General features: G+C 72.7%; 11 protein-coding genes. 7 read left to right on the plus strand and 4 right to left on the minus strand.

Features of this window, described 5'->3' with window-relative positions; translation table 11 throughout:
• Positions 1 to 265: 265 nt before the first annotated feature.
• From GA0115234_RS19245 to GA0115234_RS19260, 4 genes are all read left to right on the plus strand, one after another.
• The gene (locus GA0115234_RS19245) at positions 266 to 1,612 is read left to right on the plus strand and encodes a discoidin domain-containing protein (protein WP_093543235.1); all 1,347 of its coding nucleotides are present in this window, start codon (positions 266 to 268) and stop codon (positions 1,610 to 1,612) included.
• Positions 1,612 to 2,913: an MFS transporter gene (locus GA0115234_RS19250; RefSeq protein WP_093543237.1), complete on the plus strand. Its 1,302-nt coding sequence runs from the start codon at positions 1,612 to 1,614 to the stop codon at positions 2,911 to 2,913. Before GA0115234_RS19245 ends, GA0115234_RS19250 begins: the two co-directional genes overlap by 1 nt.
• A complete protein-coding gene (locus GA0115234_RS19255; protein ID WP_093543239.1) occupies positions 2,910 to 3,977 on the plus strand; it encodes a hypothetical protein in 1,068 nt (355 codons plus the stop codon). Before GA0115234_RS19250 ends, GA0115234_RS19255 begins: the two co-directional genes overlap by 4 nt.
• 170 nt (positions 3,978 to 4,147) lie before the next feature.
• Positions 4,148 to 4,957 (plus strand): putative protein N(5)-glutamine methyltransferase, encoded by an 810-nt coding sequence (locus GA0115234_RS19260; RefSeq protein ID WP_093543241.1) that lies wholly within the window; start codon positions 4,148 to 4,150, stop codon positions 4,955 to 4,957.
• An 83-nt stretch (positions 4,958 to 5,040) separates the two neighbouring features.
• On the opposite strand, the gene GA0115234_RS19265 is transcribed toward GA0115234_RS19260, so the two are convergent.
• Complete coding sequence (locus tag GA0115234_RS19265) at positions 5,041 to 5,553, minus strand: pyridoxamine 5'-phosphate oxidase family protein (RefSeq protein WP_093543243.1); 513 nt, start codon at positions 5,551 to 5,553, stop codon at positions 5,041 to 5,043.
• Between the two features lie 135 nt (positions 5,554 to 5,688).
• Here GA0115234_RS19265 and GA0115234_RS19270 point away from each other — a divergent pair, with 135 nt between their 5' ends.
• Positions 5,689 to 8,679, plus strand: a complete 2,991-nt coding sequence (locus GA0115234_RS19270; protein ID WP_093543245.1) for a bifunctional [glutamine synthetase] adenylyltransferase/[glutamine synthetase]-adenylyl-L-tyrosine phosphorylase — start codon at positions 5,689 to 5,691, stop codon at positions 8,677 to 8,679.
• A gap of 189 nt (positions 8,680 to 8,868) precedes the next feature.
• On the opposite strand, the gene GA0115234_RS19275 is transcribed toward GA0115234_RS19270, so the two are convergent.
• Positions 8,869 to 9,483, minus strand: coding sequence for a TetR/AcrR family transcriptional regulator C-terminal domain-containing protein (locus tag GA0115234_RS19275; RefSeq protein WP_093543246.1), 615 nt, complete (start codon positions 9,481 to 9,483; stop codon positions 8,869 to 8,871).
• Positions 9,484 to 9,625: 142 nt separating this feature from the next.
• On the opposite strand from GA0115234_RS19275, the gene GA0115234_RS19280 reads away from it, so the two are divergent.
• On the plus strand, positions 9,626 to 11,104 hold the full coding sequence (locus GA0115234_RS19280) for an APC family permease (protein ID WP_093543248.1): 1,479 nt from the start codon (positions 9,626 to 9,628) through the stop codon (positions 11,102 to 11,104).
• An 11-nt stretch (positions 11,105 to 11,115) separates the two neighbouring features.
• A complete protein-coding gene (locus GA0115234_RS19285) occupies positions 11,116 to 12,714 on the plus strand; it encodes an amidohydrolase (protein WP_093543249.1) in 1,599 nt (532 codons plus the stop codon).
• 63 nt (positions 12,715 to 12,777) lie between these two features.
• On the opposite strand, the gene GA0115234_RS19290 is transcribed toward GA0115234_RS19285, so the two are convergent.
• Together GA0115234_RS19290 and GA0115234_RS19295 are read right to left on the minus strand one after the other, a co-directional pair.
• Positions 12,778 to 13,740 carry a phosphatase PAP2 family protein gene (locus GA0115234_RS19290; RefSeq protein WP_093543251.1) on the minus strand — a complete coding sequence of 321 codons (963 nt, stop codon included), beginning with the start codon at positions 13,738 to 13,740 and terminating at the stop codon, positions 12,778 to 12,780.
• Positions 13,741 to 13,953: 213 nt separating this feature from the next.
• Entirely contained in the window at positions 13,954 to 14,991 is a 1,038-nt protein-coding gene (locus GA0115234_RS19295) for a LacI family DNA-binding transcriptional regulator (protein WP_093543253.1), read from the minus strand.
• Positions 14,992 to 15,092 lie beyond the last annotated feature (101 nt).

Consider the following 15,092-nt stretch of genomic DNA (forward strand, 5'->3'; position numbering starts at 1 on the left):
GCGTCCGGCCGCCGGCCGGTGTCGAACCGGTGGCCGAACGGGCCGTGGAACGAAGCCAGTTGGGGGACTGGTAGGAAAGTTTCCTGTTCGCTAGCATTCCCGGCGGTGGCTCGGCGCGGTGCCCGCCGCTCGGGTATGACGCGCTCAGTGAGAGCTCTGGCCCGGCCACCACGACCCCGTCCTCCCGCCCGTGCGCGGGCAGGGTGCGGGGTCACACGCACCGATGCCCAGCTCTCGCCACCCCCACAAGGCCAGGAGTCCAGGGATGCACCCGAACGGCTCAGCTTTGCTCCTCACGCCCACGCGGCGCCGTACGGTGGGCGTGGTCGTCGCCGCCGTACTCGTCCTCGTCGGCGGCCTGTTGCTCGCCTACCCGGAACGGGCCGGCGCAGCCGCCGACCCCCTCATCTCGCGCGGCAGGACCGCCACCGCCTCCTCCGACGAAAGTTCCGACCTCGGACCGCAGAACGCCTTCGACGGCGACCCGGCCACCCGCTGGGCGAGCGTCGAGGGCAAGGACCCGCAGTGGCTCGCCGTCGACCTCGGCGCCGGCGCCGAGGTCACCCGGGTGAAGCTGAACTGGGAGGACGCCTACGCCAAGGCGTACCGGATCGAGATCTCCCCCGACAACACCAACTGGACCCGGCTCGCCGACGAAACGGCCGGGAACGGCGGCACCGACGACTGGGCCTCCCTCTCCGGCAAGGGCCGCTACCTGCGCGTGTACGGCACCGCGCGCGGCACCGCCTACGGCTACTCGCTCTACGAGATGGAGGTGTACGGAACCCCCGGCAGCGAGCCCCCGCAGACCGGAGGCTTCACCGTGGTCGCCGCGGGTGACATCGCCGCCCAGTGCACCGCGTCCGACAGCGGCTGCGCCCACCCCAAGACCGCGGCGCTGGCCCAGAAGATCAACCCGAAGTTCTATCTGACGATGGGCGACAGCCAGTACGACGACGCCCGGATCTCCGACTTCCGCGCCTACTACGACAAGACCTGGGGCGCCTTCAAGGACAAGACGCGTCCGGTGCCGGGCAACCACGAGACGTACGACCCGGCCGGGTCACTGGCCGGCTACAAGGCCTACTTCGGGGCCATCGCGTACCCCCAGGGCAAGACCTACTACAGCTTCGACGAGGGCAACTGGCACTTCATCGCCCTCGACTCCAACTCCTTCGACAAGAGCGCGCAGATCGACTGGCTCAAGGCCGACATCGCCAAGAACAGCAAGGCGTGCATCGCCGCGTACTGGCACCACCCGCTGTACTCCTCGGGCGGACACGGCAACGACCCGGTCAGCAGGCCCGTCTGGAAGATCCTCTACGGCGCCAAGGCCGACCTCGTGCTCAACGGACACGACCACCACTACGAGCGGTTCGCCCCGCAGAACCCCGACGGAAAGGCCGTCGCGGACGGGATCACCGAGATCGTCGGCGGGATGGGCGGCGCCGAGCCCTACCCGATCGAGGAGGTCCAGCCGAACAGCCAGAAGCGGATCAGCGGTGAATACGGCGTCCTGAAGATGAACTTCACCGACACCGGCTACAGCTGGGACTACGTCGGCACCGACGGCAAGACCAAGGACACCAGCCCGAAGTACACCTGCCACTGATGTACCTGGCGACCACAGGCCGCCGGGACACGCCGGCCCCGCCCCGCAGCGGCGGGGCGGGCCGGCGCGTCCCCGGCACCGTCCTCGCACTCGGCACGGTCAGCCTCGTCACGGACGTCTCCTCCGAGATGGTCACCGCGGTGCTGCCGCTCTACCTGGTCCTCGGACTCGGTCTCTCACCCCTCCAATTCGGCTTCCTGGACGGCCTGTTCAACGGTGCCGCCGCCATCGTGCGGCTGCTCGGCGGATACGCCGCCGACCGCGGCCGCGGACACAAACGCGTCGCCGGACTCGGCTACGCGCTCTCCGCACTCTCCCGGATCGGCCTGCTGCTCGCGGGCGGCGCCACCGCCGGGATCGCGGCCGCCCTCGCCACCGACCGGGTCGGCAAGGGCATCCGCACGGCACCCCGCGACGCGCTGATCACCCTGAGCAGCCCGCCCGAGGCGCTCGGCCGGTCCTTCGGCGTGCACCGGGCGATGGACACCACCGGCGCCCTGCTCGGTCCGCTCGCCGCGTTCGCCCTGCTCTGGGCGACCGCCGACGCCTACGACGCGGTGTTCGTCGTCAGCTTCTGCGTCGGCCTGCTCGGGGTGCTGCTCCTGGTGCTCTACGTTCCCGCGCACCAGCCGGCCCCGCCGCCCCTGATCCCGGCCCCCCGCGGGCGCAAGGCGTTCGGGGCGCTCCACGACCCCGCCTTCCGGCGGATCCTCGCGGCGGCCTCCCTGCTCGGTGCCGCCACCGTCGGCGACGCCTTCGTCTACCTCCTGCTCCAGCAACGGCTCGACCTCCCCGTCAGCTGGTTCCCGCTGCTGCCGCTAGGCGCCGCGGCGTGCTACCTGCTGCTGGCCATACCGGCAGGCCGGATCGCCGACCGGGTCGGCAGACGGCTGCCGTTCCTCTACGGACACCTCGCGCTGCTCGGCGTGTACGCCACACTGCTCGCCCCCGTCGGCGGCCCGGCCCCGCTGCTCCTGGTGCCCGTCCTCGCCCTGCTCGGCGTCTTCTACGCCACCACCGACGGGGTGCTGATGGCGCTCGCCGGACCCGTGCTCCCCGCCGACGGCAGGGCGGCCGGACTCGCCGTGCTCCAGACCGGCCAGGCACTGGCCAGGATGCTCGCCGCGGCGGGCTTCGGCGCCGCCTGGACCCTGTGGGGGGCCGGCCCCGCGCTGTGGGCGGCGCTCTCGGCCCTGCTCGTCGCCCTCGTGGGCGGCTGGGCACTGCTGCCGCGCAACCCCGTCGACGCCCCCGCTCCCGGGAAACCGGGAACCCAGATCCCCGAAAGGCGGACCGCATGAGTGCCGTCGGCTCCCCGAGAACCGCGACCCCGCTGGGACCCCGGGCCCGGATCGCCGTCGTGGTGACCGCGGTGCTGCTCCTGGTGGGCGGCTCCGTCGGGTACGTGATGCACGCCCGGCAGCGGACGGAGGGGCAACGGACCGAGGCCGACGCCTCGTTCGCCCTCGGCGGGCCCGCGCTGTACTTCCGGGACACGGCCAGCGGACGCGTCGCCCACCAGCCGCTCGCCGGAGCCCGCGCGCCCGGGGCCCGTACCGCGGGCGTCCGGACCGCCGGGGCCCGTACCACCGGCGGCCCCGCCTGCGACCGGTTCTACGCCTCCGACGACGGCGCGCTCTGCCTGCGCGCCAAGCCGGGGGTGCTGCCGAAGACGTACGCGATCGTCCTCGACCGGCAGCTGCGCGAGAAACGCCGGATCACCGTGCCGGGCGTTCCCACCCGCGCCCGGGTCTCCGTCTCCGGGCGGATGCTCTCCTGGACGGTGTTCGCCACCGGCGACTCCTACGCCACCACCGCCTTCTCCACCCGCACCGCCATCCTCGACCTGCGCACCGGATACCTCATCAAGTCCATCGAGAACATCCAGCTCACCATCGACGGCGCCCGCTACCACGCCCCCGACGTCAACTACTGGGGCGTGACCTTCGCCCGCGACGACAACCGCTTCTACGCGACCGTCTCCACCAAGGGCCGCACCTACCTCGTCGAGGGCAACATGCGGAACTGGACGGCGAAGGCGCTGCGGCAGAACGTCGAGTGCCCCTCCCTGTCACCCGACAACACCCGGCTCGCCTTCAAGAAGAAGGTCTCCGACGACCCGGCGGCGCCCTGGCGGCTGTACGTCCTCGATCTGCGCACCATGCGCGAGACACCGCTCGCGGAACGGCACAGCGTCGACGACCAGGCGGCCTGGCTGGACGACGACACGCTCGCCTACGCGCTGCCCGGCGCGTCGGGCCGGGGGAGCGACGTCTGGACCGTTCCCGCGGACGGGACGGGCACGCCCCGGGTGGCCGTGGAGGGAGGGGCGTCACCGGTGGCGGTGGCGGGGACCGCGGGCTGATACCCGTGCGGCGAGCGGTGTAATGTGACGCATCCCCACACGGGGGCCGACCGAGGAGGTGAGACCCATTACCGCTGTATCAGGCTGGGTGCTCCTCCCTCACGATCGCGTGGTCGACCCGACATAATCGGCCGCGGAGCGCCCATCGGCTTCCCCGAAAGGCTCCGCACATGTCGGTTCCCGCATCACCGCTCGCCGTCTCCACCATCGTCACCGCACTCCGCGCCGCCGGCTGCGTATTCGCCGAGGACGAGGCGGAACTGATCGTCTCCACCGCCGCCGACCCCGCCTCCCTCGCGGCCATGGTCGAACGCCGGGTCGCCGGTCTCCCCCTGGAACACGTCCTCGGCTGGGCCGAGTTCGGCGGTCTGCGGATCGCCGTCGACCCCGGCGTCTTCGTACCCCGCCGCCGCACCGAGTTCCTGGTCCGGCAGGCCGCCGCGCTCGCCGGGCCCGGAGCGGTCGTCGTCGACCTGTGCTGCGGCTCGGGAGCCCTCGGCGCCGCGCTCGCCGCGCTGCCGGGCCGGGTCGAGCTGCACGCCACGGACATCGAACCCGCCGCCGTGCGGTGCGCCCGCCGCAACATCGGCGCGGCGGGCGAGGTGTACGAGGGCGACCTCTTCGAGCCGCTGCCCCGGTCGTTGCGCGGCCGGGTGGAGATCCTGCTCGCCAATGTGCCGTACGTACCCACGGACGACGTCGGACTGCTCCCCCCGGAGGCCCGCATCCATGAACCGCGGGTGGCGCTCGACGGGGGCCCGGACGGCCTGGACGTCCTGCGCCGGGTCGCCGCCGAGGCCCCGCGATGGCTGGCGCCGGGCGGGCATCTGCTGGTCGAGACGAGCGAGCGGCAGGCGGCGCGGGCCGAGGAGACCGTCGCCCGCAGCGGCCTGATCCCGCGGGTGGTCGGCTCCGAGGAGCTGTACGCCACCGTCGTCATCGCGACCAGGCCGGGCCCGGCGGCTCCGTCCGGCGGCTGAGCCGACCAGGGCCCGGAGCGGCCGGGGCCGCCGGGGTCGGGGACGGCCGGCCGGACGGCCTCCCGGCCGTCCGGCCGGGCGGGTCAGCTGAACCGCCACCGTGTCTGGCTGAAGAGGGCGCCCTTGCCGAAACCGAACACCGTGCGGGGGCGTACCTGGAACACCAGCGCCGAACGGCCGCCGCTCGCGAATGCGCCGTCCCGGACGTCGAAGTGCCACTCCGGTCCGTACTTCGCCTCCCAGGCCGTGGCCAGCAGGCTCAGCCGGCCGTCGTCCCGCACCCGTTCCGCCCGGCCCTCGACCACCACGTCGAGCCCCTCTCCCATCGTGTTGTTGCCGGTGGTCACCACCACCTCGGGGTTGGCGGCCAGATTCCTGGCCTTGCGCTCCTCGGCGCCGGTCGCGAAGTGCAGCGCGCCGTCCGCCCACACCCCGATCAGCGGAGTGACGTGCGGGCGGCCGTCCGGGCGGACCGTGGACAGCCAGTACACCTCCGCCCCGGTCAGCAGGTCCCTCGCGACCGGCCACGGACAGGCCGTCGCGCTCGCGTCGCTGTAGTTGCCGTCCAGCTCGGCATAGGGTTGGAATCCGGACATGCGGGGCCTCCCGGTGTGGTCCTGAGAATGATCGTGCCTGCGAAGTACAGACCCCGCACTCGCTCCGAATTCATCGGTGCCGGGCTAGGCTCGGAACGCTGGATGGTGTGTGAGCGGCGAGCGGGAGAGCACGGAATGACGACGGTGCCGGGGCGCAGGAGCAGCACGTTCACCCGACTGCTGCGGCACGGCTTCACCGACCCCTCCGCCGCCGAGCGGCTGCTCGACCTGCCCGAGCTGTCATCGGTACGCGCCGACCCGGTGCTGCTCGAAGCGCTCGGCGCCACCGCAGACCCCGATCTGGCCCTGCACGGGCTCGCCCGGCTGGTGGAGGCCGAGGAGGCGGACGAGCGGCAGATCCTGCTGGACACCCTCGTCACCGCCAAGCCCCTGCGGGACCGGCTGCTCGGGGTGCTCGGGGCGTCCGAGGCGCTCGGCGACCACCTCGCCCGCCACCCCCGCGACTGGCAGGCCCTCGTCACGTACGAGGCCACCGACCTCCACCCCGGCGTGGCCGAATTCGAGCAGGGCCTCGCCGGGGCCGACGACCCCGACTCGCTGCGCGTCGCCTACCGCCGCTGCCTGCTGGCCATAGCGGCCCGCGACGTGTGCGGGACGACCGACGTCGCCGAGGCCGCCGCCGAACTGGCCGATCTGGCCACCGCGACCCTGCGGGCGGCGCTCGCCATCGCCCGTACGGCCGCACCCGCCGACGCCGCGCAGTGCCGGCTCGCCGTCATCGCGATGGGCAAGTGCGGTGGGCACGAGCTGAACTACGTCTCCGACGTCGACGTCATCTTCGTCGCGGAACCGGTCGACGGCTCCGAGGAGAGCGCGGCCGTGCAGGCCGCCACCCGGCTGGCCGCGCACATGATGCGGATCTGCTCCGACACGACCGTCGAGGGCACCATCTGGCCGGTGGACGCCAACCTCCGCCCCGAGGGCCGCAACGGCCCCCTGGTACGGACGCTCTCCTCGCATCTCGCGTACTACCAGCGCTGGGCCAAGACCTGGGAGTTCCAGGCGCTGCTCAAGGCCCGGCCGGTGGCCGGCGACCCCGAGCTCGGCGCGGAGTACGTCGAGGCCGTCTCACCGCTCGTCTGGCAGGCGGCGGACCGCGAGCACTTCGTCCCCGACGTGCAGAAGATGCGCCGCCGCGTCGTCGACAACATCCCCGCCGACCGGGTCGACCGCGAGATCAAGCTCGGCCCCGGCGGGCTGCGGGACGTCGAATTCGCCGTACAGCTGCTCCAGTTGGTACATGGCCGCAGCGACACCACCCTGCGCAGCGGCACCACGCTGGAGGCCCTGCGCGCCCTCGCCGAAGGCGGCTACGTGGGACGGGTGGACGCCGCGCAGCTGGACGACGCCTACCGCTTCCTGCGCGCCATGGAGCACCGCATCCAGCTCTACCGGATGCGCCGCACCCATCTGGTCCCGGAGGACGCCGCCGACCTGCGGCGGCTCGGACGCTCCCTCGGGATGCGCACGGACCCGATCACCGAGCTCAACCAGGTGTGGAAGCGGCACGCGTCCGTGGTGCGGCGGCTGCACGAGAAGCTGTTCTACCGGCCGCTGCTCGACGCCGTCGCCCAGCTCGCCCCCGGCGAGTCCCGGCTCAGCGCGAAGGCGGCCGGGCACCGGCTCGAAGCCCTCGGCTACGCCGATCCCGCCGCCGCGCTCCGGCACCTGGAGGCGCTGTCCTCCGGGGTGTCCCGCAAGGCCGCCATCCAGCGCACCCTGCTGCCGGTGCTGCTCGGCTGGTTCGCGGACTCCGCGGACCCGGACGCCGGGCTGCTCGGCTTCCGCAAGGTGTCCGACGCGCTCGGCAAGACCCCCTGGTACCTGCGGCTGCTGCGGGACGAGGGCGCCGCAGCGGAGAACCTCGCCCGGGTGCTGTCGGCAGGCCGGCTCGCCCCCGACCTGCTGCTGCGGGCCCCGGAGGCGGTGGCGATCCTCGGTGACCCCCAGGGGCTGAAACCGCGCACCCGGGAGAACCTGGACCAGGAGGTCCTGGCCGCGGTGAAGCGTGCGGAGGGGGCCGAGTCCGCCGTCGCGGTGGTGCGCGGAGTGCGGCGGCGCGAGCTGTTCCGGACCACCGCCGCGGACCTGATCAGCTCCTACGGTACGGAGGAGCGCCCCGCCGAGGAGGACCCCGGGGCCCTGGTCGACCGGGTGGGCAACGCGGTCACCGATCTGAACGCCGCCACGATCGCGGGCGCCCTGCGCGCCGCCGTGCGCGAACGGTGGGGGGACACCCTGCCCACCCGGTTCGCGGTCATCGGCGTGGGCCGGTTCGGCGGCCATGAGCTCGGCTACGGCTCCGACGCCGATGTGCTGTTCGTCCACGCGCCGCGCGAGGGGGTCGACGAACAGGAGGCGGGACGGGCCGCGAACGCGGTGGTCTCCGAGATGCGCCGACTGCTCCAACTGCCCACCGCCGACCCGCCGTTGATCATCGACGCGGATCTGCGCCCGGAGGGCAGGAGCGGGCCGCTGGTGCGTACGCTGGCGTCGTACGGGGCCTACTACCGGCGCTGGTCGCTGGTCTGGGAGAGCCAGGCGCTGCTGCGCGCCGAGCCGGTCGCGGGCGATGCCGAACTCGGCCGCGGCTTCATCGAGTTGATCGATCCGCTGCGCTATCCGGCGGAGGGTCTGGGGGAGGACGCGATCCGCGAGATCCGGCGCCTCAAGGCCCGGATGGAGTCCGAGCGGCTGCCGCGCGGCGCCGATCCGACGCTCCACACCAAGCTGGGGCGCGGCGGGCTGAGCGATGTCGAGTGGACGGTCCAGCTGATGCAGATGCAGCACGGCTGGGCGGAGCCCGGACTGCGGACGACCCGCACCCGCGAGGCGCTGGCCGCGGCGTGCGCGGCGGAGCTGATCTCCGGCGAGGACGCGCAGACGCTGGACGAGGCGTGGGTGCTGGCGACCCGGGTGCGCAACGCGGTGATGCTGGTACGCGGCCGGCCGGGCGACACCTTCCCGTCCGGTCCGCGCGAACTCACCGCGGTCGGCCGGTACTTGGGATACGAGCCGGGGCACGTCGGCGACATGCTGGACGACTACCGACGGATCACCCGCCGGGCGCGCGCGGTGATGGAGGAGCGGTTCTACGGGGCGTGAGGCGCGGTGCGCGCGCCCACGTGGCCTCGCCGCGCGGACGCGTACAGGCGCCACCTTGCCGTGCGGACGCGTGCAGGCGCTGTCGCGCCGTGCGGACGCTTACCCGTGTCACCGCGCCGTGCGGACGCGTACCCGTGTCACCGCGCCGTGCGGACGCGTACCCGTGTCACCGCGCCGCGTACCCCGGCCTCATGCTTCCTTCGCCTCCAGCAGCCCGCGGCAGTGTCCGATGAACGCGCCCAGCGCCAGCTCGAACGCCGCGTCCGCCCGGCCCGTGCCCACCGCGGCCAGCGCTTGCGCGAGGCGCGGGGTCGTGGTCTCGTCCGGGAGCTCCCACATCGTCTCCGGGGCCGCCAGGTCCAGCGCCGAACCCAGGACCAGGTTCTCCAGCGCGGTGATCACCGTCATCACCTCGGCCATCGCGAAGCCGACGCCCAGCAGCAGCCGGACCGCCCGCTCGTACTGGTCCAGGACCTTCGGGGCGCGCACCGGTGACGTCGTCAGCAGCGGGATCGCGCGCGGGTGGGCGGCGAACGCGGCACGGTAGGAGCGGGCCCAGGCCGTCATCGCCGTGTCCCAGGGCCCCGCGTCGAGGGTCGTGGAGTCGATCGCGGCGCACACCCGTTCCCGGATGAGCTCGACGACCCCGCCCCTTCCGTCCACATGGTGGTAGAGCGACCCGGTCTGCACCCCGAGCCGTCGCGCTATCTGCGGGACGCTGAACTCGCCCTGCTCGTCGATGAGTTCGAGCGCGGTGGTGGTGATGCGCTCCCGGTCCAGCAGCGGTGTGCGCGGCCGTCCCATGCGTGGTTCTCCTGACGTGTGTTCCCCGGGAGGTCTTCCCGGAAGCCCGTGGGTGAGGCTACATTGCGCAAAACCGAAAGACTTTAGGTTTTCTGGTTGCCGGTCCCTGCTCCCCGCCAGTCGCAGAAGGGCTCCCTCCCACATGTCCGCGCCCACTCTCCGAAGAGGCACCCTCGGCACCGCCGACATCGCCTTCTTCGTCATCTCGGCGGCCGCCCCGCTCACAGTGATGGCCGGGGTCGCCCCCATCGCCATCATGCTCGGCGGCATCGGCGCCCCCGTCGGCTATCTGCTGGCCGGAGTGACCCTCGCGATCTTCGCCATCGGCTTCACCACGATGAGCCGCCATGTCCGCAGCGGTGGCGCGTTCTACGCGTACATCACCCGGGGCCTGGGCCGCCCGGTCGGCATCGCCGCCGCCCTGCTCGCGATGCTCGGCTACAACGGTATGGAGATCGGCGTCTATGGACTGCTCGGCTCCGCCACCGCCGACACCACCCAGGCCCTGTGGGGCATCGACATCCCCTGGCTGCCGGTCTCCCTCGCCGGACTGCTGCTCATCTGGTACGGCGGCTTCCGCTCCATCGACTTCGGCGCCAAGGTCCTCGGGGTACTGCTCGTCGCCGAGACCGGCATCCTCGTCCTGCTCGCCGGCGGTGTGCTGCTGGACGGCGGAGCGGAAGGGATCTCGCTCGCCTCGTTCGCCCCCGGCCATGTCCTCGTACCCGGCACGGCGGCCGTACTGGCCTGCGCGTTCGCCGCCTTCACCGGCTTCGAGTCCACGGTCATCTACCGGCGCGAGGCACGGAACCCGGACCGTACCGTCCCCCGCGCCACCTACATCGCCGTGGCGTTCCTCGGGCTGTTCTACGCGTTCATCGTCTGGACCGTCATCCAGGCGTTCGGCGACGCGGACGTGGTCCGGGCGGCCACCACCGACCCGGGCGGGCTGTTCTTCTCCGCCATCACCCACTACGTCGGCTCCTGGGCCGCGGACCTGATGCACATCCTCATCGTCACCAGCGTCCTCGCCTCGCTGCTCGCCTTCCACAACGCCATCAACCGGTACGGACTCGCGCTCGCCGAGGAAGGGGTGCTGCCCGCGGCCCTGGGCCGCGTCCACCCGCGCCACCGGTCCCCCTACGTGGCCGGACTCGCCCAGATCGTCCTCGGCGCCGTGATCGTCATCGGCTTCGCGGCGGCCGGCGCCGACCCGTACGCCCAGCTGCTGCTCTGGGTCAACACCCCGGGAATGCTCGGCCTGATGCTGCTCCAACTGCTCGCCGCGATCGCCGTCCCGCTGTTCTTCCGCCGGTTCGCGCACGGCGAGGGCAGATTCCGCACCGTCGTCGCGCCGGTCGTCGCCGCCGTGCTGCTGGCAGTCGCGATCTTCCTGGTCACCGATCACGTCGATCTCTTCTCCGGCGCCTCGACCACCGTGAACACCGTGCTCGTCTCGCTGGTGCCCGCGGTCTTCCTGACCGGCCTGGCGCTCGCGTACCGGCTGAAGCGCGACAAGCCCGAGGTGTACGCCCGGTTCGCGGCCGAACCGTCGACAGCACCGCCACCGGAGACCGGGGCCGCAACCGCCCCCGCCGCCCCCACCTCCACCACCGTCTAAGGAGCCCCACCGTGCCCGCAGCCGACCTCCTCCTCACCGGAGCCCGTGTCCGCACCCTCGATCCGGCCCGGCCGGAGGCCACCGCCGTGGCGGTCAAGGACGGGGTGATCACCGCCGTCGGCGACGAGGCCGGGCTGCGCGAGTGGCACGGCAACGGCACGGTCCGCGTCGACCTGGCCGGGGCCACCCTCACCCCCGGCCTGGTCGACGCGCACAGCCACCCCGTCTGGGGCCTGGAGATGGCCACCGGCACGGACCTCACCGCCGTCCGCGACCTCGGCCGGCTGCGCGCCGCCCTGGCGGCGGCCGAGCGGACCGAGGGCTGGGTCGTCGCCTGGGGCCTGGACCACAACGCCTTCGGCGGCCGTCCCCTCGACCGGGCCCTGATCGAGGACGCCGTCGGCGGTGCCCCCGCCTTCATCCGGCTCTACGACGGCCACTCGGCCCTGGCCAGCGGGGCCGCACTGGAACGCGCCGGGATCACCGGCCCGCGTACTTTCGCTCAGCGCTCCACCGTCGTCTGCGACCCCGACGGCCGCCCCACCGGGCACCTGATCGAGCACGCCGCGATGGACCTGGTCGGCGGCCGGCTGCCCAGGCCCTCCTCCGCTCAACGCCGCACCCGCCTCGTGGAGCTGCTCTCCGACATGGCCGCCACCGGCCTCACCGGGGCCCATGTGATGGACCTCGCCGACGGCTCCGTGCCCGAGCTGCTGGCCGCCGTGGAGGAGGAGACCGACCTGCCGGTACGGCTGCGGCTGGCCCCCTGGTGCATGCCGGGCGCGGACGAGGAGGCCCTGGACGAGCTGGTACGCGTCCAGCGCGAGGCGGGCCGGCTCTGGCGCGTCGGCGGCGTCAAGTTCTTCATGGACGGCACCGTCGAGGGCGGCACCGCGTGGCTGGAGCACGCCGACTGCCACGGTGAGGGCACCGAGGCGTTCTGGCCGGACCCCGGGGCGTACACCGCCGCCGTCACCCGTCTGCACCGCGCCGGGGTGCGCACCGCCACGCACGCCATCGGGGACGCCGCCGTGCGGCATGTGCTGGACACGGTGGAGGCGCTGGGGGAGAGCGGCCGGCTCCGCCACCGCGTCGAGCACATCGAGACCGTGCCGGACGGCCTGGCCGCCCGGTTCGCCGCGCTCGGGGTGATCGCCTCGATGCAGCCCACCCACACCGCGTACACCCGCGCCGACCACAGCGACGAGTGGTCGAAGCGGCTCGGGGACGAACGGGCCGGACGGGCCTGGCGCTGCCGGGACCTGCGGGATGCCGGAGCGTACCTGGCGCTGGGCTCGGACTGGCCGATCGCCCACTACGACGTACGGCAGGTGCTGGCCACGGCCCGGCTGCGGCGGCTGCCCGGGGCGTACGACACCGAGCCGGTCACCGCCGAGCAGGCGCTGACCGGGCTGATGGCGCTGGAGGGCTGCACCTCGCACGCGGCGGTCGCCGCCGGGGAACAGCAGGTCGCGGGCCGGATCGCCGTGGGCTTCCGGGCCGATCTGACGGCGTTCGGGGTGGATCCGGTGGCGGCACCGGCGGACGAGCTGTCCGAGGCGCCGGTGCGGCTCACGGTGTGCGGGGGACGCGTGGTGCACCAGGGGTGAGGTTCCGGCGGCGGCGGACGGGCCGACGACGCCCTCAGCGGCGGCCCGCCGCCGCGTCCGCCCTCAGCGGCGGCCCGCCCCCGCCGCGTCCGCCGCCGGGCGCCGGGTCCGGACCGGGGTACGCGCGGACAGACCGGCCAGCCGCGCCCTCCCGCACGGCGGCGCCACCCGCTTCGGGAGATGGTGCGGCAGCGAGCCGTACCAGGCGTACGACACCGCGTAACCGAAGGCCAGGCACGCCATGCCACCCAGCGCGTCCAGCCAGAAGTGGTTGGCGGTCGACACGATGACGACCAGGGTGACCGCCGGATAGAGCAGGCCCAGGACGCGGGCCCAGGGCGCGGAGGCCAGCGCGAAGACCGTCAGACCGCACCAGAGCGACCAGCCGATGTGCATCGACGGCATCGCCGCGTACTGGTTCGACATGTTCTTGAAGTTGCCCGAGGCCATCGAACCCCAGGTGTGGTGGACCAGGACGGTGTCGACGAAGTGGCCGCCGTTCATCAGCCGGGGCGGCGCCAGCGGATACAGGTAGTAGCCGAGCAGCGCCACGCCCGTGGTGGCGAACAGCGCCAGCCGGGCCGCCGCGTAGCGGCCCGGGTGCCAGTGGAACAGCCACACCAGCACACAGACCGTGACGATGAAGTGCAGTGTCGCGTAGTAGTAGTTCATCGAGACGATCAGCCATGTCACGGAATTCACCGTGTGGTTGACCGACTGCTCCACGGCGATGCCCAGATACCGCTCGGCCGACCAGATCCGGTCGGCGTTGCGCAGGGCCTCGGTCCGCTGCTCCGGGACGGCGTTGCGCACCAGCGAGTACACCCAGTAACTGGCGGCGACGAGCAGGATTTCGAACCAGATGCGCGGTCGGCGGGGGGAGTGCCGAGAGCGCAGTCCCGCCAGGCCGCTGATGCGCCGTCCGGTGTTCTGCTTCGGGTTCGCCACGGGGGCCGCCTCGTTCACGATGGGTGACGGGGTGGCCTCCGACCGGCCTTCCTGTGATGTCACGCTCAATTCACCCATAGGCACAGAGTCTGCCAGAAAGTGGCCCTTCGCCCGATCATCCTCCGGCCGGGTCCGGGCCGCACATCAGCACGGCCGCCGGGAGCACCGGGAAGCCGCATGCCGGGGTGCCGCAGGGAGCGCAATCGGGAGTCCCGTCAGGAGTGCCGTCAAGAGTCCCGGAAGCGAGTGTTCGGACTGCGTACCGCGAACGGGCGTGGGATCCTGGGCGGGTCAGGCGGTGGCGGCCGGTGCGGGCCCGGGGCCCGCGGCCGTTGAACCGCGAACGACCAGCTCGGGCATGAAGACGAACTCGCTGTGCGGGGCGGGTGTGCCGCCGACCTCCTCCAGGAGGGTGCGCACGGCGGCCTGGCCCATCGCCGTCACCGGCTGACGGATCGTGGTCAGCGGCGGATCGGTGAACGCTATGAGCGGCGAATCGTCGTAACCGACCACCGACAGATCGCGCGGCACCTCCAACGACAGCCGGCGGGCGGCCCGGATCGCGCCGAGCGCCATCATGTCGCTCGCGCACACCACCGCCGTACAGCCCCGCTCGATCAGCGCCGACGCCGCGGCCTGTCCGCCCTCAAGAGTGAACAGCGAATGCTGGATCAGCTCCTCCGCCGCGTCCGGCGCGAGGCCCAACTGCTCCTGGACGGTGGCGCGGAAGCCCTCGATCTTGCGCAGGACCGGCACGAACCGCTTCGGGCCGACCGCCAGCCCGATCCGCTGATGGCCCAGCGACACCAGATGCGTCACCGCGAGCCGCATCGCCGCCCGGTCGTCCGGCGAGATGAACGGCGCCTGGACCTTGGGCGAGAAGCCGTTGACCAGGACGAACGGAACGCCCTTGGCGCGCAGTTGCTCATAGCGCTGCATATCGGCCGAGGTGTCGGCGTGCAGTCCGGAGACGAAGATGATGCCCGCGACGCCGCGGTCGACCAGCATCTCGGTCAACTCGTCCTCGGTGGAGCCGCCGGGGGTCTGGGTCGCCAGCACCGGTGTGTAGCCCTGCCGCGTCAGCGCCTGGCCGATGACCTGGGCCAGGGCGGGGAAGATGGGGTTCTCCAGCTCGGGCGTGATCAGCCCGACCAGCCCCGCGCTGCGCCGGCGCAGCCGTACGGGCCGTTCGTAGCCGAGGACGTCGAGCGCGGCGAGAACGGATTCGCGGGTGGCCGCTGCAACACCGGGCTTGCCGTTCAGTACGCGGCTGACCGTCGCTTCGCTGACCCCCGCCTGAGTTGCGATATCGGCAAGCCGTGCGGTCATGGAAGTGGACTGTACCGGGCGTATGTCGGATTGCCCACCATGTGCATGAATCGGACAGTGGCCCCCGCGTGACGCTCCGCGGTGGATTCCCGGCAACATCT

Source organism: Streptomyces sp. DvalAA-43 (assembly GCF_900091725.1).
GTDB lineage: Bacteria > Actinomycetota > Actinomycetes > Streptomycetales > Streptomycetaceae > Streptomyces > Streptomyces pulveraceus.

What these genes read in the sequence shown, in the direction of transcription:
- GA0115234_RS19295 (WP_093543253.1), bottom strand. Translation starts at nt 14,991, where the DNA reads ATGACCGCACGGCTTGCCGATATCGCAACTCAGGCGGGGGTCAGCGAA.
- GA0115234_RS19280 (WP_093543248.1), top strand. Translation starts at nt 9,626, where the DNA reads ATGTCCGCGCCCACTCTCCGAAGAGGCACCCTCGGCACCGCCGACATC.
- GA0115234_RS19245 (WP_093543235.1), top strand. Translation starts at nt 266, where the DNA reads ATGCACCCGAACGGCTCAGCTTTGCTCCTCACGCCCACGCGGCGCCGT.
- GA0115234_RS19250 (WP_093543237.1), top strand. Translation starts at nt 1,612, where the DNA reads ATGTACCTGGCGACCACAGGCCGCCGGGACACGCCGGCCCCGCCCCGC.
- GA0115234_RS19290 (WP_093543251.1), bottom strand. Translation starts at nt 13,740, where the DNA reads ATGGGTGAATTGAGCGTGACATCACAGGAAGGCCGGTCGGAGGCCACC.
- GA0115234_RS19270 (WP_093543245.1), top strand. Translation starts at nt 5,689, where the DNA reads ATGACGACGGTGCCGGGGCGCAGGAGCAGCACGTTCACCCGACTGCTG.
- GA0115234_RS19255 (WP_093543239.1), top strand. Translation starts at nt 2,910, where the DNA reads ATGAGTGCCGTCGGCTCCCCGAGAACCGCGACCCCGCTGGGACCCCGG.
- GA0115234_RS19275 (WP_093543246.1), bottom strand. Translation starts at nt 9,483, where the DNA reads ATGGGACGGCCGCGCACACCGCTGCTGGACCGGGAGCGCATCACCACC.
- GA0115234_RS19265 (WP_093543243.1), bottom strand. Translation starts at nt 5,553, where the DNA reads ATGTCCGGATTCCAACCCTATGCCGAGCTGGACGGCAACTACAGCGAC.
- GA0115234_RS19260 (WP_093543241.1), top strand. Translation starts at nt 4,148, where the DNA reads ATGTCGGTTCCCGCATCACCGCTCGCCGTCTCCACCATCGTCACCGCA.